The following is a 20816-nucleotide window of genomic DNA, read 5'->3' on the forward strand; positions in this document are numbered from 1 at the left end:
CTCGTGGGCCCCTCAGCGACCCCGTCGGCGAAGGTCCCGGCCGCTTCGGGTAGAAACGTGGCTCGCGGCGGAATGCGACGGCGTCACCGAGGGCGTCACGGTGCGTGCGTGATGCGGGGCGTCGTGCCAGGGGGTACGGAGGAGTGCGGCTGTGCGAGTCATCGCGGACAGGTACGAACTGGTCGAGTTCGTGGGCCGGGGCGGCATGGGGGAGGTCTGGGAGGGCCGGGACCGGCTCATCGGGCGCCGCGTCGCGGTCAAACTGCTGCCGGACCACCAGCACGGCCCGGCCGCCGACCTGTTCTTCCGCGAGGCCCGTACCGCGGGCGGTCTGAACCACCGGGGTGTCGTCACCGTCCATGACCTGGGCCGCGACCCGCGCGACGGCACGCTCTACCTGGTCATGGAGTACGTGGCCGGGCGCGATCTGGCCGACACCCTGCACGAGGACGGCCCGCCGCCGCCCGCGCAGGGTGTCGAGTGGGCCGCCCAGACCGCGGCCGCGCTGGCCGCCGCGCATGACGCGGGCGTCGTGCACCGGGACCTGAAGCCCGCCAACCTCATGCTCACCACCGGCGGCGAGGTGAAGGTCCTCGACTTCGGCATCGCCCGCTTCATGGCCGCCACCGACAAGGCGAGCCAGGTCATGGGCACGCTCGCCTACATGGCGCCGGAGCGGTTCGCGGAGCACCCCGGCGACGCCCGCAGCGACCTGTACGCCTTCGGCTGCGTTCTGCACGAACTGCTCACCGGGGAGACCCCGTTCAAGGCGGGCGACCCGGCGTCCGTGATGAGCGCCCATCTGAACAGGGCCCCCGCCGCGCCGAGTTCGCTGCGCCCCGGATCTCCCGCCGCTCTCGACGACCTGGTCCGGCGGCTGCTCGCGAAACAACCGGCCGACCGGCCGCAGTCCGCGTCCTTGGTCCATGACGAACTGCGGGCTCTGGACCTGGCTTCGCTCCAGGTCACGACGCCCGCCGCCGCCAGGCCCTCGACGGCGCCCGCCACGGCTCCCCCCACGGCTCCCGCCGCTCCCGCCGCTCCCCCCACGCCTCCGCCCGGGGTGCATCAGCTGCCAACGCAGACGGCCGCTCCCGCTCCGTCCGTACCCGGAAACCCACCGGGCACGGCGGACGGGCCCGCGACGACGCCCCCGGCCCTCAGCCGTCGCCGTACCCTGCTGCTCGGCCTGGGCGGGGCGGCGGCGCTGGCGGCCGGCGGCACCGGGGTCACCCTCGCCCTGCGCGGCGGCGACGACACCCCGCCTCGGCCCAAGGTGCACCCGTGGCGCCACGACGTCGCGGACAGCATCGGGATCCCGGCCAAGTTCACGGTGGCCGACGGCGTCCTGTACCTCTCCGGCGAGTCCACGGTCACCGCCCTGGACGCGCGCACCGGGCGCAAGCGCTGGGACGGTCCCTCCGACTTCTCCCCGCAGCGGCCCGCGTTCGCCCACGGGACGGTGTACGTGGGCGGCCTGGGCGGCCACGAGGGCCTGTGGGCGCTGGGCAAGGACGGCAAGAAGAAGTGGATCTTCCCCACCGGGAACCTGGTCGACACCAGACCGGTCGTGAGGGACGGAATCGTCTACTTCGCGGGCAACGACAAACGCCTGTACGCCGTGCACGCGAACAGCGGGCGGAAGGTGTGGAGCGCTCCCTTCAAGGGCGAGACGTACGCCTCTCCGACGGTGGCCGACGGCACCGTGTACCTCGCCACCTCCGGCAAGGGCGGCACCCTCTACGCGCTGGACGCGGCCAGCGGCGCCAAGAAGTGGACCTTTCCCGCCGGCTACAGCATCCCCCAGACACCCGTCGCCTCCGGCGGGCTCGTGTACGCCGTCGGACACGACAAGCTCTATGCGATCCGCACCGACCGGGGCACCAAGAAGTGGTCGGTCCCGTCCCACGGGAGGGAGGTCCACCTCGCGGGCGGCACGCTCCATGTCGGCGGCGCCACGGGCGAACTCGAACTCGTCCACGCGTACGCCCCGCGGACGGGGGCCTCGAAGTGGAGCCACGAGGTGGACACCGCGCCGTCATTTCCCACCCGGCTCGCGGCGGCGGGCGGCCTGGTCTGCATCGGCGACACCGAGCCCGGGCGAGGCAGCGTCTACGCCCTCGGCACCGAGGACGGCTCCGAGCGCTGGTCCGCCTCGACCGGGACCGGCAGGCGCAAGGCCAAGCTGGGCGAGGACCTGGTCATGGCGTACGGCTTCGTGTACGTCGCCACCGCTGACGGCGTGGTGGCCCTCGACGCGGCCACGGGAGCGACGCCCGCCGGAAGCTAGGCCGTGTCTTCAAAGTCCCGTCTGCCCGGAGGCTTCGCGGACGCGTAGGCCATGGCGGACGGATGCGCGCGGACGCATACTGGTGGAGATGACAAAACCAGCCGCACCGAAGCGGTACTTGCCCACCAGCCCCTTCAAGGCCCCGGTCACGCTGCCTCCCGAGCAGTTCGCCGTGGGCGACCGGGTCTCCCACGACATCTACGGGCTCGGTCGCGTGATCGGCGTCGAGAACGGTCTCGCGGTGCTTGTGGATTTCACCTCGGAACAGAGGCGGGTCATGAGTCCGTACACCAAGATGAGCAAGCTGTAGGACTTCCGTGCCCGTCAGGGCACGCCCGCCCTCTCGCAACCATGTCACCAATGGGAGACGCACCATCGACCCGACCTTGATGTTCTCCGCCCCGGAAGGGGCGCCCCGCCGCGCCACCGCAGCCTCGCCGCCTCCGGCGACGAACCCTTTCGAGGCTCAGGGCCCTGAGGAGAACGAGACCCCCCTGCCCAAGAGCCCGCAAGCATCCGTCCCGGGCACGGATACGGCCTCGACCGCCGGTTAGGTCTTCGCTGCGGTACGCGACGGGACCACAGGGCCGGGCGTCCTCTCTCCGCGGAAGGCGCGGCGGGAATCCACGGAGCCTGCTAACTTCTACATTGCTGTAGTTTTACTTTCCCCGTGGTCGCCCTGCCCCACGTCCCCTCACGTGAAAGGCCCCCATGAGCGTCAATCTGTCCAAGGGACAGCGGATCAGCCTCGCCAAAGCCGACGGCGGGTCCCTCACCGTCGTACGGATGGGGCTCGGCTGGAAGGCCGCGCCGCGCAAGGGGTTCCTGGCCAAGCTCACCGCGCGCGAGATCGACCTGGACGCCTCCGCCGTCCTCTTCGCCGAGGGGCAGCCCTCGGACGTGGTCTTCTTCCAGCACCTCGTCAGCGACGACGGCTCCGTACGGCACACCGGCGACAACCTCGTCGGCGGCGCCGGACAGGGCGGCGACGACGAGTCGATCCTCGTGGACCTGGAACGGGTCCCGCCGCACATCGACCAGATCGTCTTCACCGTGAACTCGTTCACCGGCCAGACCTTCGAGCAGGTCGAGAACGCCTTCTGCCGCCTCCTGGACGAGACCAACGGCCAGGAGCTGGCCCGCTACACGCTGACCGGCGGAGGCCCGTACACCGCCCAGATCATGGCCAAGGTCCAGCGCGCCCCCGGCGGCGGCTGGCAGATGTCCGCGATCGGGGCACCCTCGGCCGGACGCACCTTCCAGGACCTGATGCCCACCATCGCCGAACACCTCTAGCCGTTCCGGGAGAAGTTCCGGGAGAAGGGATCACGCATGTTCGGCATCGGTGAGGGCGCGATCCTCGTCATCGTCGTCATCCTTCTGCTCGGCGCCAGGAAGATCCCCGACCTGGCACGGTCGGCGGGACAGTCGATGCGCATCCTCAAGAGCGAGGCCAAGGCCCTCAAGAGGGAGGGCAAGGACAGCGGGGACTCCCCGCCCCCGCCCCCGGCGCCCGTACGCCCCGGCAGGCCGGAGGACCACGGACACGACGGCGCGGAGCACCGCTGACCGACTCGGCGCAAGCTGCGCCACCGCCACGCCACCGCCACGCCACGCCACGCCACCACGGCGCCCCGTGCGTACGGACGGTACGTACGGGCGCTGAGTTTCCGTCAACGACGGCGGCGCCCTCGACCCCGCGCGCCCCGGGAGCGCCACGCGCGCCCTCTCCGCACCCTCGCGTCCGCGCTCCCCCGCCGCGGGACGTCGTCCCGCTGACCCGCGACTGAGGGGCGAACCTGCCCGAACTCGCCCGTGACCGACCGGCCCGGCGCGCGACAGCCTCTCCGCCTCGTCTCATCAGGCCGAGAACCATCCCCCACTGTTTGGTTGTAAGCCACACTGGGCCGGACATGTCCGTCTTCCTCGCCCGTGCCCGCGCCGCGAACGGCACCGCCGCCCGCGCGGCCGGTCATGCCCTCGCGGGCAGCGCCCTGGCCGCCGGGCTGCATGACGCGCTGACGGACTCGGCGATCTCCTTGCCCGCACTCGCGCTCGCGGCGGCGGTTCTCGCCGCCATCGCCTATGCCGTGCTGCGAGGCGAACGACCGCGCTGGAGCGTCCTCGCTCTCGCGGGAACACAGGCCCTGCTGCCCACCCGCCTGTCCCTGGCCGTCGCCGCCACCGCTAGACGTTGGCGTGAGCACCTGTTCGTCGCGCTGGGGCTGGCGTCGCGCGCCCTGACCACGCCCGCGCCGCCCGCCACCGGCTCTCCCCCGCCGTCCCCCACGACGCTGCCTCCGGCACACTCCCTCACCGTCCTGCTGGACCGCGTCCAGCCCTGCGCGCCCTGATCCGACCACCGGGGCACGCCCCCACGACGCCCTGCCCGGGCCACACCCTGCCCGGGCCGTCCCCTGCCAACCTGCCACCCGTCCGGCTCCGGCGGCGACGCTCGCGAGCCCGCAATTCCACCAAAGCCTGCCATGGAGGTACACATGTCCGCATTAGGAGCCGTTCGGGGCGGAGTGAACCGCGTGCTGCGCCCCTTCGGTGTCCAGGTCGTCCGTGGGCACAGCGACGACCCGGCGATCCAGCCGTACGTGTCCGCCCGCAGGACGAGGGCGGCGGCCCGACGGGCGGGAGTGTCCGTCGAGGACTATCTCGACCGCTGGAGCGCCGCTCCGGGCGCGACCGCCGAGACCGTGGACGCCCTCCTGCGGCTGGCGGACCTCGGCGAGCATGTGGAACGTGTGTGTGAGATCGGTGCGGGATCAGGCCGGTACGCGGCCAGGGTGATCGCCGCGACGCACCCGGACACCTACGAGATCTACGAGACCGCGGAGGACTGGCTGCCCCACCTGAGGTCGCTGCCGAACATGGTCGAGCAGCCCACCGACGGGCACACCCTGAGTGCCACCGCCACCGAGTCGGTCGACCTCGTGCACGCGCACAAACTCTTCGTCTACATCCCGCTCGTCGTCACCCTCGGCTATCTCGACGAGATGGCCCGGGTCGTGCGCCCGGGCGGGGCCGTCGCGTTCGACGTGGTGAACGAGAACTGCCTCGACGACGCGATGACGAAGAACTGGGTCTCCAGCGGCGCGACCATCTACGGCATGATCTCGCGCACGTGGCTTCTCGACCGCATGGCTCAGCGCGGCATGTCCTTGCTGGGCAGCCACTTCATCCCGCTCAGCGGCGGACAGACCGAACTGCTCGTGTTCCGGCGGGTGTGACCGAGGACGCGAGGACGCACACGGCCCGTCGGTGTCCGGCGGGCCGTCGGCGGACACGCACCGGTCTCACTGCTCTACGTGTCGGTGTCCGGGCTCCCTGAAGGGTGCGGAGGGAACGCCACGTCGATCTTCGGGAGGACGACACCGTTCACCGAGACGCGCAGTTTCGGCCTTCGCCCACGGCGGAAGACCACGGTGCGGGTGTACGTCCCGTCGGTGTTGACCGGAGGCGGCTGGTGGTCCCGGACGTGCGCGAACACGCCGTCGTCGGTGACGGCCCAGATGACCGTGTCGTCGAAGCCGGGGCCGAGCAGTCCCTTGAAGTCGTCCTGCGGAGTGATGGTCACCTTCACCGCGGTGAAGGACGGCGGCTGGTCCGGCAGCGTCTCCTTGCGGACCGTGGTGGCCCTGCGGCTGATGCTGACGGACGCCAGCGTGGACTGGTCCAGCCGGTGGCTGAACGGATTGCCGTCGGAATCGGTGCCGTTGGCGAAGAGGGTCCAGTTGTAGACGCCCTCGGTGTGGACCTTCGCGAAGGTGTTGGTGTAGATCCCGTCGCCGTTGACGTCGTGCAGCAGGTCCGTGCCGTCGACGAACAGGCCGCCGGGATCGGGGTTGCAGCGGGGCAGGCCGTCCCAGTCGTACTTGGCGAGCACCGCGTCGATCAGGGCCTCCCGGCCGCCCGGGCGGTCCTTCCGGTCGCGGCTCCTGCGCTGCTGCCGCTGGATGTCGTCGGGATCGAGGGCCGCCACCAGGGACCCGGCGCCCTCGGCGGGCGCGTCGAGAACGGCGCGTACGGTCGCGCCCCGTACGGGCTCGGCGTCGTGCCGGATCTCCACGGCCAGCTGGATCTCCTCACCGGTCAGGTAGTCCTTCTTGTCCAGCGACAGGACCGACTTGATGTGCAGGTCCTCGAAGGCGAAGACGTCCTCCAGGGCGATCGGCCTGACCGTCGGGCCGCTGAACCGCCGGACCCGCCAGGTCGCGGTGCCGCCGCTGAACGCGCTCGCGTTCGGCACGCCGAGGTAGAAGTGCCCTTCGAACTCCTTCACCGTGATCGATTCGAGCTGGAACTTCGTCCCGTCGAACCGCGCGATCTCCACCCGGTCGATCACGTCGGCGGGCGTCGGCGGGTCGAGGAGCTTGAGGATCGCGACGCCGAACCGCTGGGCCTGGGTGGTGTCGAAGAAGATCTCCGTCGGGGACGGCGGCGGGGGATCCCCCACCGTCTGGGTGAACCGGGTCAGCAGCTTGCTGGCCTCCTGCGACAGCGAGAACATCGTCGCGTAGGCGTTGATCAGGTTCCCGACGTTGAGCGCTGCCACGAAGTGCCCGGCCCCGACCAGGCTGTTGAGCACCGTGAAGTTGGGCGCCGAGCCCAGGGCGATCGTGAAGAGGTTCAGGTCCGTCGTCGGCCCGGTGATCTGGTTGATGGCCGGGTCGAGCTTGGCCTGCTCGAACGTGATCGGGTTGCCCGGGGCCGCGCCGGGGCCGATCTTGATCACCCCCGTGTTCTCGTCGCCGTCGGTGGCGACTCCGGCGGTGAAGCGGACGTTCGGCGGGAACCCCTGCTCCTGCAGCTTCCTGAGGCCGAAGAAGAGGCCGTCGCCGATCGGGGTGCAGCTTCCGGGCACGCCGAAGACCGCCGGTCCGAGATCGCCGTTCGCGACGTTCTCGGGGGTGTCCAGCGGGATCACGTCGGTGATGAACGGCGGACCCGCCGGATTCGAGCTGCGGAACGCGCAGTTGGGGTCCTCGAAGACGGTCACACCGATCCGGTCGAGGGCGTTGACTCCGGCGCGGAACTCTCCGAAGAAGTTGATGAAGACGCGGGCCGCCGTCTTCGCGTTGTCCCAGCGGTGCTCGGCGCCCATGCTGCCGGAGCGGTCGAGCATGAGCTGCACGCGCTGGGGCCGCGAGGTGATCGCGGTGGCGGCGGCGCCGTGGCCGGTGAGGAACGCCGCGCCGCCGACGCCGGGGTACACGACGTCGACGGTGAACGTGACCGGCGAGTTGCCGTAGACGCCGGGAAGCGGCACCGGGGTCCCGAACGTGTCGACCAGTTGATACGTCTGGCTCGTCTGCGCCGCCGAGGGCAGGCCCTGGATCGCGATCGAGCCCTGGTGCCCGAACCGGTAGGTGGGCACCGGCGCGGGAAGCACCAGGCCGTTCGCCGGGTCGGTGTTGCGGACGACCGTCGGCGTCGCCACGGGGCCCGCGGCGCCCTCCGCGGTCACCGTCAGGAAGGCCTTCTCGATGAGTGTGCCCGGCAGGCCGTTGTAGGCGGCCACCGGGTCGCAGACGACCAGGATCACGTTGGAGTTGAAGTGGTTGTCCACCCCGTAGGTCCAGTTGACCTGCGCGGCGGCCGACGCCCGCACCTCGTACTGCTCGTCGAGCACACCCGCCTCGGACGGGTCCTGGATGTTGCAGGTGAGGGAGGTGACGCCGCCGTTGGTGCTGCGGCTGGCGCTGACGTCGCGGCCGGAAATGCTGGCGCTGTCCACCGTTCCGGCGGTGGCGAGCGCGTCGAGGTTCACGGAGCCGCCGGGCGCGGTGACCCGGACCAGCGTGAGGGAGAGCCCGGCGGGCGCCGGGTCGGGGTAGGTGAGGGTGAACGCGCGCGGGACGTTGTTGAAGTCGAGCTGGGAGTCGACGACGAGCGCCTTCGACCCGGAGATGGTGTAGGCGTCGGCGGCCGGGGTGTTCGGTGAGATGGCAGGCATGGTCGTTTCCTTCGCGTCTCCTAGATGGCGGTGACGATGCGCTTGGCGAAGAGGTCGAAGTCCCCGCTCCGGTCGCTTCGCCACAGGACCCAGATCCCCTGCCCGGGTACGAGCACCGGGTGCGGGTTCTGGTCGTTCGCGGGGTTGGAGATCACCTGCTGGGCCGAGCCCCAGACCAGGGTGGCGGGGTCGCGCCGGCGCAGGAAGATCTCGTTCCCGGCTCCCCCGACGGCCCGGGTCGCCAGCAGGAAGACGGTCCCGTTGGCGTCCCGGACGGCGGCGGGCTGGATGTCGCTGTCGCTGCTCGGGACGTTGACGATCGAGCCGGTCTGCCAGGACCCTCCCGCGGCGTTGACGACCTTGACCGGGGTGTCCTTGTAGAACACCATCGCCTCGGTGCCGCTGACGCCGACCACGAAGGGATCGGTCCCGGCCAGCGGCGAGGGCGTGACGTGGTCGACGGCCGAGGCCGCCGCCGCCGTGGGCGTCAGACGGCCGAGCGTCATGGTGTTCCCCGCGGTGGTGACGTAGGCGAACCACACCACTCCCCCGGCCGCCGCGGCGTGCAGACCACCGGCCGTCCCGGGAGTCGCCGGAGCGGGGAGCGCCACCGGGGTGGTGTCCACGAACGTGCTGTCGGTGTGGCGGTAGCGGCGGAAGAACCAGCCGTTGGTGGCCGCCTGCCGGACGAAGAAGGTGACGATGTCGCCGGTCAGGACCCCGAACGGCGTCTCGTCGGCTGTGTTCGCCGTCGCCGACAGGGACTGTTCCGAGGCGGCGGGCAGACCGGCGAGGGTGGCGCGCTTGAAGACCACGTCGGTGGTGGCGTTGGACAGGATGCCGTTCTGATAGGCGACCACGAACTCGCCGCCCGGCAGCGGGACCGCCGTCGGTTCGACGCGGGTCGTGCCGCTGGTGACGGCCACCGCGGGCGGGAATCCGGCCTCGGGCGCGGCCAGGTCGATCCGGGTGCCGAAGATCTGGTTGACGCTGCCCACCCGGGGCGAGATCCAGAACGCCGCCAGCCCGTTCAGGGAGTCGAGCACGAACGCGCGCCGCACGGTGTCCGAGCCGGGGGCGGGTGAGACGGGCAGGTCGGCCGTGGTGGGCAACTGCCCGGCCAGCAGGGCGTTGACGGCGTCCCGGACGCTGATAGGCGGCCGTCCCACCCCGGCGCGGTAGTCGTACGGGTCGACGCCCAGCACGTCGTTGATCAGGCTCGCCGGTGGCAGCAGGAGGCGGCGCTGACGGCGGTCGGCGATCTGCGCGTCGGTGACGACCGCCTGCCCGCCGAGGCGGTTGAGCACCGCCAGCGTCGCGTACGAGTGACCGGCCAGGTGCGGCCCTGGCGCGGCGACGGGGTAGGCGCGGACCACCCACTCGCGGCGGGTCCGCGCGCAGGTCTCGACGCCGAGCCCGGCGTGCACGAGGGCGGGCTCCTCGTCGGGGGTGAGCAGGCGTTCCCACACGTCGAGTTCCACCAGCACCTGCTGGTCGGAGCCCGGCGTGGTCAGCGGCGCGACGACCGGCACCCCGAGCTTGGCCGCGAGCGCGGCGGAGCCCGGCTGGCTCTGGTGCAGGGGCTGCGCGGAGAACGCCAGGTCCGTCTTCAGCGTGACGTCCAGGCCGTCGACGATGAAGCGGCCGACCTGCCGCAGCGCGGTGTCGAGGTTCGGGAGCGTGCCCGCCGGGCCCTGCGTCCCGGCCCGTACGGTGAAGTCGTTGGAGAGGCCGCCGGTGATCCGGTAGCCGTCGTTCCCGTCCGGCACACCGTCGCCGACGTACCACTTCAAGAACGCGCGCAGCTCGAACTTGCGGATGTCGTCCAGCAGGTTCCAGTCCGCGTCCACGATGGGCACACCCTGCTGGAGCCGGACATTGACGTGCGCGAGCAGCGGATTGAAGGTGCTCGGCGTGATGGTGGCCATGAGGCGACTCCTTGCGGGCTTTCCGCCAGACGGTCAGAAGACCAGCCAGATGGTGCGTTCGAGGGTGCTGGCGGGGTCCTTGGCGATGGCGATGTGGGTGCGGTAGTTGATGAGGATGTCGGTGCCGTTGAGCCGGGCCGTCAGGCCGAACTCCCGGAGCGTGCTGGTGGCGTGGAACGCGTCCGGCCAGGCGGGCACGCCCGGCCCGAGGACCGCCTTGAGCTGGAGGGTTCCGGTCGGCTGCGCCGAGACCGTGCCGTTGGCCGGGTTGATGAACTCGATCTGGAGCTGCGCGCGCGGCACCAGGTGCTGGTGGCCGTCGACCAGCGCCGTCTGCGTCGGTGAGGGGTTCGGCGGGCCGCTCGCGTCCCAGGCGGCCAGCCCCGCGCCGACCGCGAGCCCGACGGTCGCCTCGGACACGGTGGGCGTCCCGCGGACGAACCCGGCCAGCAGGCGGCGGCAGTCGGCGACGATCGTGTTGCGCACCCAGCCGCGGTCCCACACGGGGCTTCCGTCGGCGGCGTACAGGACGTCACGGAACCGGCCGTGGAGCCCCTCGGTGGCGTGCTCGCTCCGAGCTGCGGCGTTCGTGCTCATCGGCTTCGCTCCCCTCACTGCGGGGGTGGTCGGTGGGTGCGCCAGCGCAGGCTGGTCAGGTCGGCGGGGTCGGCCGTGATCCCGGTGGCGTCCGGGTCGGCGGGCGGTGGGGTGGTCAGCCGGGCGCTGCCGGTGACGCCCCACCCGGGCAGCACCGCGGCGACGGTCTCGCCGGGCGCGCCGAGGTGGTCGATGTCGGGGTGCTTGTCGGCGTAGGTGTCGGTGAGGTCGGCCGCGGCGGGGTACACCGGTTCGAGCTCGGCCCGGGGAGCGAGCCGGACGACCGTACGGACGTTGAGCGGGACGAACCGGTGCAGCACCGCGCGGAGGCGCTCGGCCATGCTCTCGTCGAGGAGACCGGAGACCGCCTGGGTGAGGTGGAGGCCGACGGTTCCGCGGGTGTAGACCTCGTCGTCGCGGAGCGGGTCGGCGGCGGTCTCGCCCGCCGGGCGGTGCGGGGTGTACGAGACGAGGTCGTCGAAGGCGCCCAGCCGCCGCAGCCGGTCGAGGTCGGAGAGCACGACGGTCGTCGATCCGGCGTAACGGTGCAGCGTTCCGGCGTCCTGGAACGGCCCCGGGCCGACGCCGGAGTGGCCCACGGAGCGGTCGCTGCGGTACAGCAGCCACTGCGCTCCGCCGACGGTGACGGGCGCGGGCCAGGTGTCGCCGGGCGCGCCGGAGGTGACCTCGGCGGCGCTCCCGCCGACCGGGACCGACCACAGGTCGGAGCCGCCGCCGCGGTCGGAGCGGAAGAACACCCGGGGGGTCAGCCCTGCCCGTACGGTCAGTCCCGGTTCGCGGTCTCCCGCGGTGGTGCCGGGCGGTACGGGGGTCAGCTCGGCCTCGGCGCTCCACGCGCCGCCCGGGGGCCGGTTGCGCTGTCGCAGCGACCAGGCAGCGCCGCCGACGGTCCCCTGCCTGGCCCATACGGCCCAGATCCGGCCGTCCGGGTCCCGGCCGAGGCTCGGTTCGCGGCTGGAGAGCGCCCCGCCGGTGAGCGGCTCGTCGCCGGACCAGGCGCTGCCGTCGAACCGGAGGGTGCGGATCTGCCAGGCCTGCCCGTCGTGGCGGGCGTACGCGAGTTGGACGGCGGTGCCGTCCGCGGTCGCGGCCAGGTCGGCGATCCGGCCGGGGGCGACGGCGGTCAGGGTCTGGGCCGGGCCCCAGTCGATCCGGTCGCCCCAGTCCCCGGCCGCCGCGGAGTTGGCCGGGCCGAAGCCCAGCGCCGCCGCGGCCGTGGAGGCGCGCAGGTCCACGGTCAGCCGGGCGTCGCCGCCGCTGCCGAGCGAGCTGAGGCGCAGCGCGCCGCCGGGGGCGGCGGAGGCGGTGACGACCGCGGACAGCCGGGCGTTGAGAACGGCCAGGACGTCGGTGATGCCCGGGGCTTCCGGGTCGGCGAAGTCGGTACGGGCGAACTGGGCGCCGAAGGCCCGTCCGGCGGCGTCGCGCAGCACCAGGAACGAGCCGTGCGGGATGCTGAACGGCGTGCCGCGGTCGCCGGTGAGCACGGCCGGGCCGGGTTGGCCGGTGGTGCCGAGGGCGAACGTGAGCTGCCCGTCGGGCGTGCCGGGCCGGTCCACCCAGGCCAGCAGGATCCGGCCGGGCTGTCCCGCGCCCGCCGGGGGCAGCGCGGCGGCGGCCGGTTCACCGCCCGTGAACAGCGGGACCGAGTCGCCCCACTGCCCGCCCCGGTACGACTTGACGTGCACGCGCCCCACCGGAGCGGCGGGCAGGTACGGCGAGCCGTCGAAGGCGTTGACGGGGACGCCGAGCTCCCCCGGCACCGGGGGCCGGGGGAACGCGTGCCCGGACACGGCGCGGCGGGCGGCGCGGTCGTCGGCGGGGCCGAGCGGGTCGGACACCGCGTGGAACACCCGGAACGAGGCGGTCCCGGCCGGTACGACGGCGAGCCGGCCGCGCGGTGCCCCGTCGAGCGTGACGAGGCTGGTCGCGTCGGCCTCCACGCGCAGCGTGCCGCTGTGCGCGTCGAGCCGCAGCCGCCCGTTGGCCGCCACGGTCGCGGTGATGTCCTGGAACTGCCGGTCGAGCGCCGCGGCGACCTCGGCCGTGGTCGCCGCGGCCAGGTCGGCCGCGTCGGTGGCCGCGAACCGCGCGGTGTCCGGCCCGGCCGCTTCGGTGCTGACGGTCAGCTGCATGCCGGGGCGCAGGGCGAACGGCCCGGCGACGGTGCCGGTGACGCCGGGCAGGCCCGCTCCGGTGTTCGGCGGGGCGAAGCCCAGCAGGTCGGCGGCGTCCTGCGCGGCGGACCAGTCGCCGCCGGTCTCCCGCAGCGCGAACACGTTCTGCCGGGGCGCGTGGTGGGACCGGTGGATGTGCTGCGCGTACTCGGCGACCTTGATCTGCCAGCCGGTGTACCGGGTGACGATCGACCGCAGGTTCGGGACGGTGCCGACGCCTCGGTAGAGCGCGGGAGCGGCCCGGATCTCGTTGCGCTGCAGGAAGACGGGGAGCGTGCGGTCGGTGCGCCAGTCCAGGAACGCGGCCATCAGCGGCAGGTACTCCGGCGGCACCCGGTCGATGTCGCGCAACTGGCGCAGGCCCTCGGCCGTGCTGCGCGCCAGGGCGAGCGGGGCGGCCGCGGCGGCCAGGTAACGGCGCAGCTGTCCGGTGCCGCGCAGCTGAGGGGGCAGCGCGCGCAGCCGGTCCTGGACGGCCGGGGCGAGCGCGTGCACCTCGTCGGGCCGCAGCGGGAGGTCGTCGCGCTGGTGGACGGCGGGGAGCATGCGGTAGAAGCGCTCGGCGAGTCCGTAGTCGTCGGTGGCCAGCGCGCTGGCGCGGGAGCCGTCGCCGGTGTGGAAGGCGGTGCCGTCGAAGGTGAAGACCGTGTAGTAGAAGCGGGTCAGCGGCGTCAGGCCGGTGTCGACGAGCGCGTGGACGAGCGGCGCCGACTCGTCGTGCACGAGGTCGCCGTCCCCGGGGTCGAGGGGGAACGTACGCTCGCGGCGCACGACGCGGACGCCGACCAGGAAGCCGCCGTCGAACGCGGAGACCGGCGGGTTGGTCCAGCGCAGCTCCACGCTGCGGCCGAGCAGGCTCGGCACGGCCCGCGCCCCGGTGGGCGCGCGCGGCACGACGGCGGACGTCGTACTCATCGGGCGACACCGCCCTCGATCACCAGCTGGATCGTCTCCGCGTAACCGGCCCGGGCCAGTTCGAACGGTTCGAGTTCGATGACGCCGTCGGCGTCCACGCCGCCGTCGGCGGTGCGGCTGAACTGCGTGACGGTCAGCGACGCGACCTGCGGCAGGCTCTGCAGGACGTCGTAGACGCGGCTGAGGAAGAGGGACTGGCCGAAGTCGACGGCGTCGAACGCGATCAGCCCGGCGGCGGCCTCGGTGACGGCGGCCCGTACGTCCGCCTGGAGGTAGAACGGCTCGGCGCGGATGACGGCCCTCAGGAAGACGTCCGCGGGCTCGGGGCCGAGCACCCGCAGCACGCTGGTGGCCATCCGGGACGTCTCGAACGCGGCCAGGAGGTCGCGGCGCAGCAGCTCCGAGGGCTGCTCGACCCGCCCGCTGGGCGCCACGTACAGCAGGACGTCGTTCCAGTTGAGGGCGACCGCGCGGGCCTTGCCGACGCCCGGCGTGCGCAGCGCCAGCTCGACGTAGTCGTCGGCGGTGACGGCGCGGTTCTGGGCACGGTAGAGGCGGGGCGCGAGATCGCGGGCGCCCACCACGGTCTCACCGGGCGCTCCTCCGCTCGCTCCGCCCGGCGCGGTGATCTTCCGCAGGGCGCCGATGGACGAGGTGAAGGTGGTCCCGGGGGGAACGTTGCCCTGCGGGCCGCCGCCGACGCGGTAGGTCGCGTGCACCTCGACCTGGTCGAGGCCGCTGCCCTTGGGCGGGACGGCGCCGTTGGTCCCGTCGCCGAACAGCAGCGTCACGGTGCCGTCGGCGGCCCGCTGGACCATGAAGCCACGCTCCGCGGGTCCGGCGGCGGCGAGCGTGGGCACCTCGTGCCAGAACGTGGCTCCGCCGGGCCCGGTGACGGTGGCGGTGATCGAACCGGCGAGGACGGGACGTTCGCCGAGGGTGTGGAGCTGGTTGGGGCTGCCGTCGGAGGTGCCGAGCAGCTCGCCTGTCACGGAGCTGCCCTCGACGGCGCCGACGGGCAGGAACCAGCGCAGGTTCTCCTCGATCGTGGGCCCCAGGACGGCGCTGGTGAGGGTGGTGTCGCGGGCGGACTCGAACTGGACGCGGTCGTCGGTGGCGGTCTGGGCCAGGAACACCGTGCCCGCCGGGATGGTCAGCGGCAGGGCCTGCGCGGCGTCCACGGCGACGGCGAGTTCCGCCGTCGCCGGTGGCGCGGGGCGCAGCTCGTGGCCGAGCAGCCGGAGCAGCTGGACCAGCGACTCGGGTTCGTCGCTGGTGGCCGGGAAGAGCTGCGAGGCGATCCGGGACTGGTAGTACAGCGTGATGTCGCTGGCGTAGGCGAACAGCTCGATCAGCAGCACGCCCAGGTCGTTCTCGGTCTGGTCGGTCCACTCGGGCAGGGTCTGGCGGGCGATGGCGAGCATCGACTCGCGCAGCGCGTCGTACCCGAGGTTGGTGTAGTCGATGGGGAGCCCGCGCACCTCGCTCATGTCGGCCTCGGCAGGGTGAGCGCCACGCGCTGTGCCAGCTCGTGGGAGTCGATGACGTAGTCGAAGGTGACGGTGAGTTCGGACTCGCTGTGGGAGAGCCGGACGGGGCTCGTGAGCCGGGCCAGCGGCAGGTGGTTGCGCAGGGCCTGCTCGATCTCGTGGCGGATCAGGGTGCGCAGGGTGTGGTCGTTGGGCTGCTGGAGCCGGTGCTGGACGCCACCGCCGTACGTACGCCGCAGCAGCCGTTCACCGAGGCGGGTGGAGAGCAGGTGGCGCAGGTCCTCGGCGACCTTGTCGGCCCCGGCGCTCTGCCGCACACGGCCGCCCTCGATCCGGAACGGCATGGACATCCCCCGGAGCGTGGTCATCGCAGCTTGCCTTTCAGGTCGGCCGGGGCCGCCGGAGTGGTGGTGGGGACGGCGAGCGCCGCGATCGCGGTCTTCAGCGCCGCGCCGCTGGCGGGGAGGGCCGGGTCCCAGGCGGCGAAGGCGCCCTTGAGGCCCGCGTCGAAGGCGCGCAGCTGCTCGACCTCGGTGCGCAGATCGCTCAGGAACGTCCAGAACGCCGGGTCCTGGGCCGCGGCGCTGACGGTCTCGGCGTCGGCGGTGAGGATCTGGTGGAGGGCCTGGCCGAGCGCGTCGAAGTTCGGCCGCACCTGGTCGCTGTCGACGTTCGCCCCGGCGGGCGGGTCGAGCGCGTCCAGCCGCGCGCGCATCGCCTCGCGCAGCTCGGTGGCGCAGGTCGTCCTGTCCGGGCCCAGGCTCATGACCGCCCCTCTCACGCCTTGACCTTGACTTGCGAGCTGAGGGTGATCGGCACGGGAGCGCCGAGATTGCCGACGCCCTGGTCGGTCAGGTGCAGCACCGGCTGCGCACCCGCGCCCAGCACGACCTGCGGGCCGTCGACCTTCGCCATGGAGGAGCTGAGCTCCAGCGTGGACGGGCCCGCCTCGGCCTTGACCGCCGCCGCCTCCAGGGTCACCTTGGCGACGCCCTTGCCGTGCTCGATGTGCACTGCGTCGGTGGTCAGCGCGATCTGATGCTTGTGCGCGCCGTCGGTGAGGGTGACGCCGTCCTTGTCGAACGTCAGCCTGTGCGCGTGTTCGCCGTCGGTGAGCACGACCGACTCGCTGCCGGAGGTGTCGTCGAAGATCAGCAGATGCCCGCTCGCCGTCCTGAACGCGCGTACGGTCGGCGGGTTCTTGGCGGCCTCCGGCGCGAAGGTCCCGGCGATGTGCTGCACCCCGGTCCAGAGCGGGAACTCCGTGTCGCCGCCCTCGAACTCCACCCAGATCCGGGTGTCGTTCTCCGGGACGAAGAACATCCCGTACGGCAGCGCCGCGCGGGCGGGCACCGGCTCGTCGGGCGGGAAGATGGTCGGCACCGACACCTGAAGGATCCCCAGCTTCTCCGCGTCCCGGTTGTCCTTGACGACGGCGCTGTACTTGCCGAAGTACTGATCAGCCACGGTGCCCCCTCATCGCACGGCCTTGAAGTCGGTCTTGTAGCCGGAGCTTTCGAGCGTGTGGGTGACGCTGGTGAGGTACCAGTCGCCCGCGAAGCGCTCGTGCACCCCGGCGATGGTGACGTTGCACTTGGCCCGCATCCAGATCGAGCCGACGGTCGTGCCGGTCGCCGACATCCCCAGCCGACGGGACTCCAGCGCACCGGCCTTGTCGTCCAGCTGCTGCTGGGTGCCCGCGACCGCGCCGGTCTTCGGCTTGGGCTTGGCCAGCTCCTGCTGCAGCTTCTCCCTGGCCCGCACGCCCACCCGGTACAGCGCGTCGATGCGGTCCATGTCGGCGCGGCTGGCGCGGCTCGACACGTCCGGGGCGAGCTCCCAGATGAAGACCTCCACCGGCGGGGGCGGCGGCGTACCGACCTGCTGGCCGCCCTCGTCGAGGTCGTGGACCTCCTTGACCCGGTCGATGAATCCGGCGTCGAAACTCGGGCTGAAGGAGAGCAGGTTGCTGCCGGGGCCCTGCCGGTAGCGCAGCACGAGCTTGTCGGCCCGGTTCAGGTGCAGGATCCGCCGGTCGGGGATGAAGTACAGGACCTCCTTCCCCTTCTCGTCGAGCTCCACGAAGCACTTGGCCTGGTACTTCTTCGCGAGGTCCTGCAGGAAGGCCAGATCCGTCTTGGCATCCTGGTTCTCCTGCCTGACCTTCGGATCCGGGTTCAGTCCTGCGACCACGTCGGCGAAGCGGTAGGGCTGGCCGATCTTCCTGACGACCGCGTTGACGGTCGTCCTGGTCCAGTTCTTCTTCTTCTCGGCCAGGCCCATCTCGATGGACTTGTCCTCGCCCTTGATCTTCAGCTGGGGCACGCCGCTCTCGGGGTAGGACAGCTCGACCTTGGTGATCAGCGCCCGCAGCACCAGGGCGTGCTGGTCCGGTTCCGCGTAGCCGAGGTCGATCTCGGCCACGCAGCCCTCCATCAGCGCGTCCGCGTAGATCATCCGGGGGTCGTCGACCGTCACCGTCATGCTGTCCGCCATCCGGTCGTCCTCGACGACCTGCACGGAGGTGACCCAGGGCGTGATGTCCTGGCCCTCGATGACCACGGAGAAGTACGGCACCCTGGCGGGCCGTACGGGCGCGGCCATCTAGAAGCTCCTCGCCCGGTTCGCGCGGGTCACCTGGCCCGGCACGGGCAGCCGCAGCTGCTCCCCGGGCGTCAGGTCGAGCGGGTACCGCAGCGGGTTGGCGTCCAGCAGCCGCCACCACAGCTGCTCGTCGCCGAGGTGGCGGCGGGCGATCAGGTCCACCGCCTCGCCCTGGCGCACCTGGTGCGTACGCTCACCGGCGGCGGCCGTGGCCGTCAGTCGCAGGCCGACGACGTGGCGGCGGGTGCCGTCCGGCGCCGTGACCTCGAACACGGGCAGCCCGGTGAAGCGGGATCCTCGCGGCACGGGCATCAGAACGCACCTCCAGCGGCGGCGTCGGGGTTGTAGGGGGTCAGCTCCACGCAGGTCACCTGGACCTCGGCGCGGACCGGGTCGAGGTCGGGGTTGTAGAGCTTCTCGGTGATCTGCAGGTCCGTGACCACGCAGTCGACGACGCGCTCGCCGAAGCCGAACCGGCAGGGCGGCGGCGCGGTGAACACCGTCCCGGCACCGGCGTACAGCCCGGTGAACCCGTCCGGCATGCCGTCGGCGTCCGGCCACCGCTCGGTCTGCGGGTAGGTGAAGGCGCGGTACTTGTTCAGTTCGGGGACGATGCCGCCGCGTTCGTCGCGGGCGATGTCGATCTCGTCGTCGGCGGGCCCCCGGAACAGCCCGTCGACCACGACGGTGAACGACAGCGAGCGCTCCCCGCCCGCGCTGTACTGCTTGACGGGCAGGAGCATGCCGGGCGCGGTGAGTGTCGCGTAGCTGACCGACCGCTTGTCCGACACCTGCGCCGGGTTGTACTGGAACTGCACCAGGATCTCCGGGTCCAGCCCCACGCTCACCAGGAAACCGCGGACCGGGTTGCGCAACGCCGTTGCCATGTCCTCACCTCCCCCACTCCCCTACGTCGAGGGCCGCGCGCCGGTACGGAAGTCCTGTTCGGACCGCAGGGCGCCGAGTCGCTGCTGGAGCTGGGCGATGATGTCGTCGCTGAGCAGCGCGGCGGAATCCGCCTCCAGCCGCTCCGCGTTGACGTTGACCGTGATGCCGCCCTCCACGTGGACCGACTGGTCGACCGCCCCGGCGGGGGCGGCCGCAGCGGCGCCGGTCGGCAGCTCCGGCCGCGCACCGGCCGCCGGCAGGGCGGACGGTCCGGCGGGCGCGGCGGGTGCCGTCGGCGCCGCGGCGGGGGGCGGGGCGGCGGCCTTGGCGGCCCTGCGCTGCTGGTCCTCCTGCTGCGCCTGCGCCACGACCTTTTCCTGCGCGGAGATCTGGGTCTCCAGGCCGCCGGTGACCTGACCGGTCGCGAAGGCGGCGTTCACGTCGATCGTAGGCACGTCGCGCGGCGGGATCAGCTTCGTCTCGACGGCGACCTCCGGGACGAGGTCCGCGTGCTCCAGCCCGACCAGGTCGCCGATCACGCTGTCCGCGAGCTTGTTGTACTGCTCCAGGACCCAGTTGATGATCCCGATGAAGAAGTTCTGGATGGCCACTCCGGCCGTGATGAACGCGTTCAGGATGGAGATGCCGACGTTGGCGACCGACGCCGTGATCACGTCCCACACCTGGCCGATCAGCGTGCCGACGCCGACGAAGAACAGGCCGATCCGCTGCGCCTGGATGCTGATGAAGTTGGCCGCCCGCAGCACGGCGAGCTTGATCTCGTCCCAGTAGGCGATGATCACGATGATGATGCCGATGATCCCCAGCAGGGAGGCGGCGACGGCCAGCCACGGGTTGTCCCGCAGGGCCGCCTTGACCTGGTCCCAGTAGACGATCAGCAGCGTGATCGCCGCGATCAGCGCGATGACCGCGATCACCACGAGCACCACCGGGTTCATCGCCATCACCGCGTTGAACACCGCCTGCGCGGCGGAGGCGATCTGCGTGATCCCGGAGAACGCCTGCAGCACCTGACCGGCCTGGCTGACCACGCCACCGGCCGCGGCGAGCAGGTCCATGTAGTCCTTGGTGGACGAGAGCGGCTTGTTCCACGCCTCGCCGAGCGCGGTGACCGAGCCGTAGAGCTGGGGGATCGAGGTCATCACGTTGCCGAGTGCGGTCGCGCCGGCCGAGACCTTCTCGCCGAGCGCCTTCGCCCCGTGCTCCGCGGCGGCGGTACCGGCCTTGTCCAGGGCACCGGTCACGCCCTGCTCGATCTTCTCTTCGAGGTTCTCCGTGGCTGACGTGAGATTCACGCCTCCGGCGGCCTGGGTGGCGGCGTCGGCCACCTTCCCGCTCGGCCCGAAGAGCGTCTCCATCGCCGGGTGGAAGTCCGGGCTGCCGCTGGCCGCCTCGAACGCCTCGATGGCTATCGGCCCCTTGGGACCCCAGGTGAATCTGATCGCTTTCTGGAAGGCATCGACGAACGTCATGCTCTCGATGGCCCGGGTCACCTCGGCCTTGCTGGCGCCGAACTCCTCCTTGAGGAAAGCGCCGTACACCGCCAGCCGCTCTCTGATGAGCGTTCTGGATTCGTCCAGTGACGTCCCGTACAGCCGCCACACGGTCCGCACCTCCCCGGTGGCTCCGGCGAGGAGGTCGTTCAGCAGCTGGAGATTCTTCTTGGTGCCGAAGAAAGCCGTCTCCAGGTCCGGCAGGGCGCGTTCGACCGAGCCGGTCTTGGTCTCCAGGAGGAGGCCGATCTCGCCCGCCTTGTAGGCGGCCACGTCGGCGTATCGAATGATCTTCAGTAGCTGGCCGTCGAGGGTCGTGAAATAGCTGGTGAAGCGTTGGTTGATGGTCACCTCATAGCCCTGACGGGCGAGGTCCAGCGCGTCCCGCAGCTGAAAGATCGAATGCAGGACGTCACCGGCAGCCATG

18 protein-coding genes are annotated in these 20816 nt (G+C 71.9%); 6 read left to right on the plus strand and 12 right to left on the minus strand.

What is annotated here, in order from left to right:
• Positions 1-151: 151 nt before the first annotated feature.
• The 6 genes from ACGF3A_RS28435 to ACGF3A_RS28460 all read left to right on the plus strand — a co-directional run bounded on the left by ACGF3A_RS28435 (position 152) and on the right by ACGF3A_RS28460 (position 5529).
• Complete coding sequence (locus ACGF3A_RS28435; RefSeq protein ID WP_393733191.1) at positions 152-2290, plus strand: PQQ-binding-like beta-propeller repeat protein; 2139 nt, start codon at positions 152-154, stop codon at positions 2288-2290.
• An 88-nt stretch (positions 2291-2378) separates the two neighbouring features.
• Complete coding sequence (locus ACGF3A_RS28440; protein WP_393733192.1) at positions 2379-2600, plus strand: hypothetical protein; 222 nt, start codon at positions 2379-2381, stop codon at positions 2598-2600.
• A 401-nt stretch (positions 2601-3001) separates the two neighbouring features.
• Positions 3002-3586, plus strand: coding sequence for a TerD family protein (locus ACGF3A_RS28445; protein WP_393733193.1), 585 nt, complete (start codon positions 3002-3004; stop codon positions 3584-3586).
• 36 nt (positions 3587-3622) lie between these two features.
• Positions 3623-3859, plus strand: coding sequence for a twin-arginine translocase TatA/TatE family subunit (locus ACGF3A_RS28450; RefSeq protein WP_393733194.1), 237 nt, complete (start codon positions 3623-3625; stop codon positions 3857-3859).
• A gap of 344 nt (positions 3860-4203) precedes the next feature.
• Positions 4204-4644: a hypothetical protein gene (locus tag ACGF3A_RS28455; protein WP_393733195.1), complete on the plus strand. Its 441-nt coding sequence runs from the start codon at positions 4204-4206 to the stop codon at positions 4642-4644.
• Between the two features lie 144 nt (positions 4645-4788).
• On the plus strand, positions 4789-5529 hold the full coding sequence (locus ACGF3A_RS28460; RefSeq protein ID WP_393733196.1) for a class I SAM-dependent methyltransferase: 741 nt from the start codon (positions 4789-4791) through the stop codon (positions 5527-5529).
• 74 nt (positions 5530-5603) lie between these two features.
• Here the strand turns inward: ACGF3A_RS28460 and ACGF3A_RS28465 are convergent, their stop codons facing one another.
• Genes ACGF3A_RS28465 through ACGF3A_RS28520 form a run of 12 tightly spaced genes read right to left on the minus strand, consistent with a single transcriptional unit; the run spans position 5604 to position 20815 of the window.
• On the minus strand, positions 5604-8255 hold the full coding sequence (locus ACGF3A_RS28465; protein ID WP_393733197.1) for a hypothetical protein: 2652 nt from the start codon (positions 8253-8255) through the stop codon (positions 5604-5606).
• A 20-nt stretch (positions 8256-8275) separates the two neighbouring features.
• Positions 8276-10183: a DUF6519 domain-containing protein gene (locus tag ACGF3A_RS28470; RefSeq protein WP_393733198.1), complete on the minus strand. Its 1908-nt coding sequence runs from the start codon at positions 10181-10183 to the stop codon at positions 8276-8278.
• A gap of 33 nt (positions 10184-10216) precedes the next feature.
• Positions 10217-10780, minus strand: coding sequence for a hypothetical protein (locus ACGF3A_RS28475; protein ID WP_393733199.1), 564 nt, complete (start codon positions 10778-10780; stop codon positions 10217-10219).
• Positions 10781-10794: 14 nt separating this feature from the next.
• Positions 10795-13893, minus strand: coding sequence for a phage tail protein (locus ACGF3A_RS28480; protein ID WP_393733200.1), 3099 nt, complete (start codon positions 13891-13893; stop codon positions 10795-10797).
• On the minus strand, positions 13890-15383 hold the full coding sequence (locus ACGF3A_RS28485; RefSeq protein WP_393733201.1) for a baseplate J/gp47 family protein: 1494 nt from the start codon (positions 15381-15383) through the stop codon (positions 13890-13892). The genes ACGF3A_RS28480 and ACGF3A_RS28485 overlap by 4 nt, the downstream gene beginning before the upstream one ends.
• Positions 15380-15751 carry a GPW/gp25 family protein gene (locus ACGF3A_RS28490; RefSeq protein ID WP_393733202.1) on the minus strand — a complete coding sequence of 124 codons (372 nt, stop codon included), beginning with the start codon at positions 15749-15751 and terminating at the stop codon, positions 15380-15382. Before ACGF3A_RS28490 ends, ACGF3A_RS28485 begins: the two co-directional genes overlap by 4 nt.
• On the minus strand, positions 15748-16149 hold the full coding sequence (locus tag ACGF3A_RS28495) for a hypothetical protein (RefSeq protein ID WP_393733203.1): 402 nt from the start codon (positions 16147-16149) through the stop codon (positions 15748-15750). Before ACGF3A_RS28495 ends, ACGF3A_RS28490 begins: the two co-directional genes overlap by 4 nt.
• An 11-nt stretch (positions 16150-16160) precedes the next feature.
• A complete protein-coding gene (locus ACGF3A_RS28500; protein WP_393733204.1) occupies positions 16161-16850 on the minus strand; it encodes a phage baseplate assembly protein V in 690 nt (229 codons plus the stop codon).
• A gap of 9 nt (positions 16851-16859) precedes the next feature.
• Complete coding sequence (locus ACGF3A_RS28505; protein WP_393733205.1) at positions 16860-17987, minus strand: phage late control D family protein; 1128 nt, start codon at positions 17985-17987, stop codon at positions 16860-16862.
• The gene (locus tag ACGF3A_RS28510; RefSeq protein WP_393733206.1) at positions 17988-18299 is read right to left on the minus strand and encodes a LysM peptidoglycan-binding domain-containing protein; all 312 of its coding nucleotides are present in this window, start codon (positions 18297-18299) and stop codon (positions 17988-17990) included.
• A complete protein-coding gene (locus ACGF3A_RS28515; protein ID WP_393733207.1) occupies positions 18299-18874 on the minus strand; it encodes a hypothetical protein in 576 nt (191 codons plus the stop codon). Before ACGF3A_RS28515 ends, ACGF3A_RS28510 begins: the two co-directional genes overlap by 1 nt.
• Positions 18875-18895: 21 nt before the next feature.
• The gene (locus ACGF3A_RS28520) at positions 18896-20815 is read right to left on the minus strand and encodes a hypothetical protein (protein WP_393733208.1); all 1920 of its coding nucleotides are present in this window, start codon (positions 20813-20815) and stop codon (positions 18896-18898) included.
• Position 20816: the final 1 nt, after the last annotated feature.

The sequence above is a fragment of the Streptomyces sp. NPDC048172 genome (genome assembly GCF_043202595.1).
Lineage (GTDB): Bacteria > Actinomycetota > Actinomycetes > Streptomycetales > Streptomycetaceae > Streptomyces.

Coding starts and splice junctions, on each gene's coding strand:
- ACGF3A_RS28440 (WP_393733192.1), top strand. CDS start 2,379: ATGACAAAACCAGCCGCACCGAAGCGGTACTTGCCCACCAGCCCCTTC.
- ACGF3A_RS28445 (WP_393733193.1), top strand. CDS start 3,002: ATGAGCGTCAATCTGTCCAAGGGACAGCGGATCAGCCTCGCCAAAGCC.
- ACGF3A_RS28450 (WP_393733194.1), top strand. CDS start 3,623: ATGTTCGGCATCGGTGAGGGCGCGATCCTCGTCATCGTCGTCATCCTT.
- ACGF3A_RS28455 (WP_393733195.1), top strand. CDS start 4,204: ATGTCCGTCTTCCTCGCCCGTGCCCGCGCCGCGAACGGCACCGCCGCC.
- ACGF3A_RS28460 (WP_393733196.1), top strand. CDS start 4,789: ATGTCCGCATTAGGAGCCGTTCGGGGCGGAGTGAACCGCGTGCTGCGC.
- ACGF3A_RS28465 (WP_393733197.1), bottom strand. CDS start 8,255: ATGCCTGCCATCTCACCGAACACCCCGGCCGCCGACGCCTACACCATC.
- ACGF3A_RS28470 (WP_393733198.1), bottom strand. CDS start 10,183: ATGGCCACCATCACGCCGAGCACCTTCAATCCGCTGCTCGCGCACGTC.
- ACGF3A_RS28475 (WP_393733199.1), bottom strand. CDS start 10,780: ATGAGCACGAACGCCGCAGCTCGGAGCGAGCACGCCACCGAGGGGCTC.
- ACGF3A_RS28480 (WP_393733200.1), bottom strand. CDS start 13,893: ATGAGTACGACGTCCGCCGTCGTGCCGCGCGCGCCCACCGGGGCGCGG.
- ACGF3A_RS28485 (WP_393733201.1), bottom strand. CDS start 15,383: ATGAGCGAGGTGCGCGGGCTCCCCATCGACTACACCAACCTCGGGTAC.
- ACGF3A_RS28490 (WP_393733202.1), bottom strand. CDS start 15,751: ATGACCACGCTCCGGGGGATGTCCATGCCGTTCCGGATCGAGGGCGGC.
- ACGF3A_RS28495 (WP_393733203.1), bottom strand. CDS start 16,149: ATGAGCCTGGGCCCGGACAGGACGACCTGCGCCACCGAGCTGCGCGAG.
- ACGF3A_RS28505 (WP_393733205.1), bottom strand. CDS start 17,987: ATGGCCGCGCCCGTACGGCCCGCCAGGGTGCCGTACTTCTCCGTGGTC.
- ACGF3A_RS28510 (WP_393733206.1), bottom strand. CDS start 18,299: ATGCCCGTGCCGCGAGGATCCCGCTTCACCGGGCTGCCCGTGTTCGAG.
- ACGF3A_RS28515 (WP_393733207.1), bottom strand. CDS start 18,874: ATGGCAACGGCGTTGCGCAACCCGGTCCGCGGTTTCCTGGTGAGCGTG.
- ACGF3A_RS28520 (WP_393733208.1), bottom strand. CDS start 20,815: ATGGCTGCCGGTGACGTCCTGCATTCGATCTTTCAGCTGCGGGACGCG.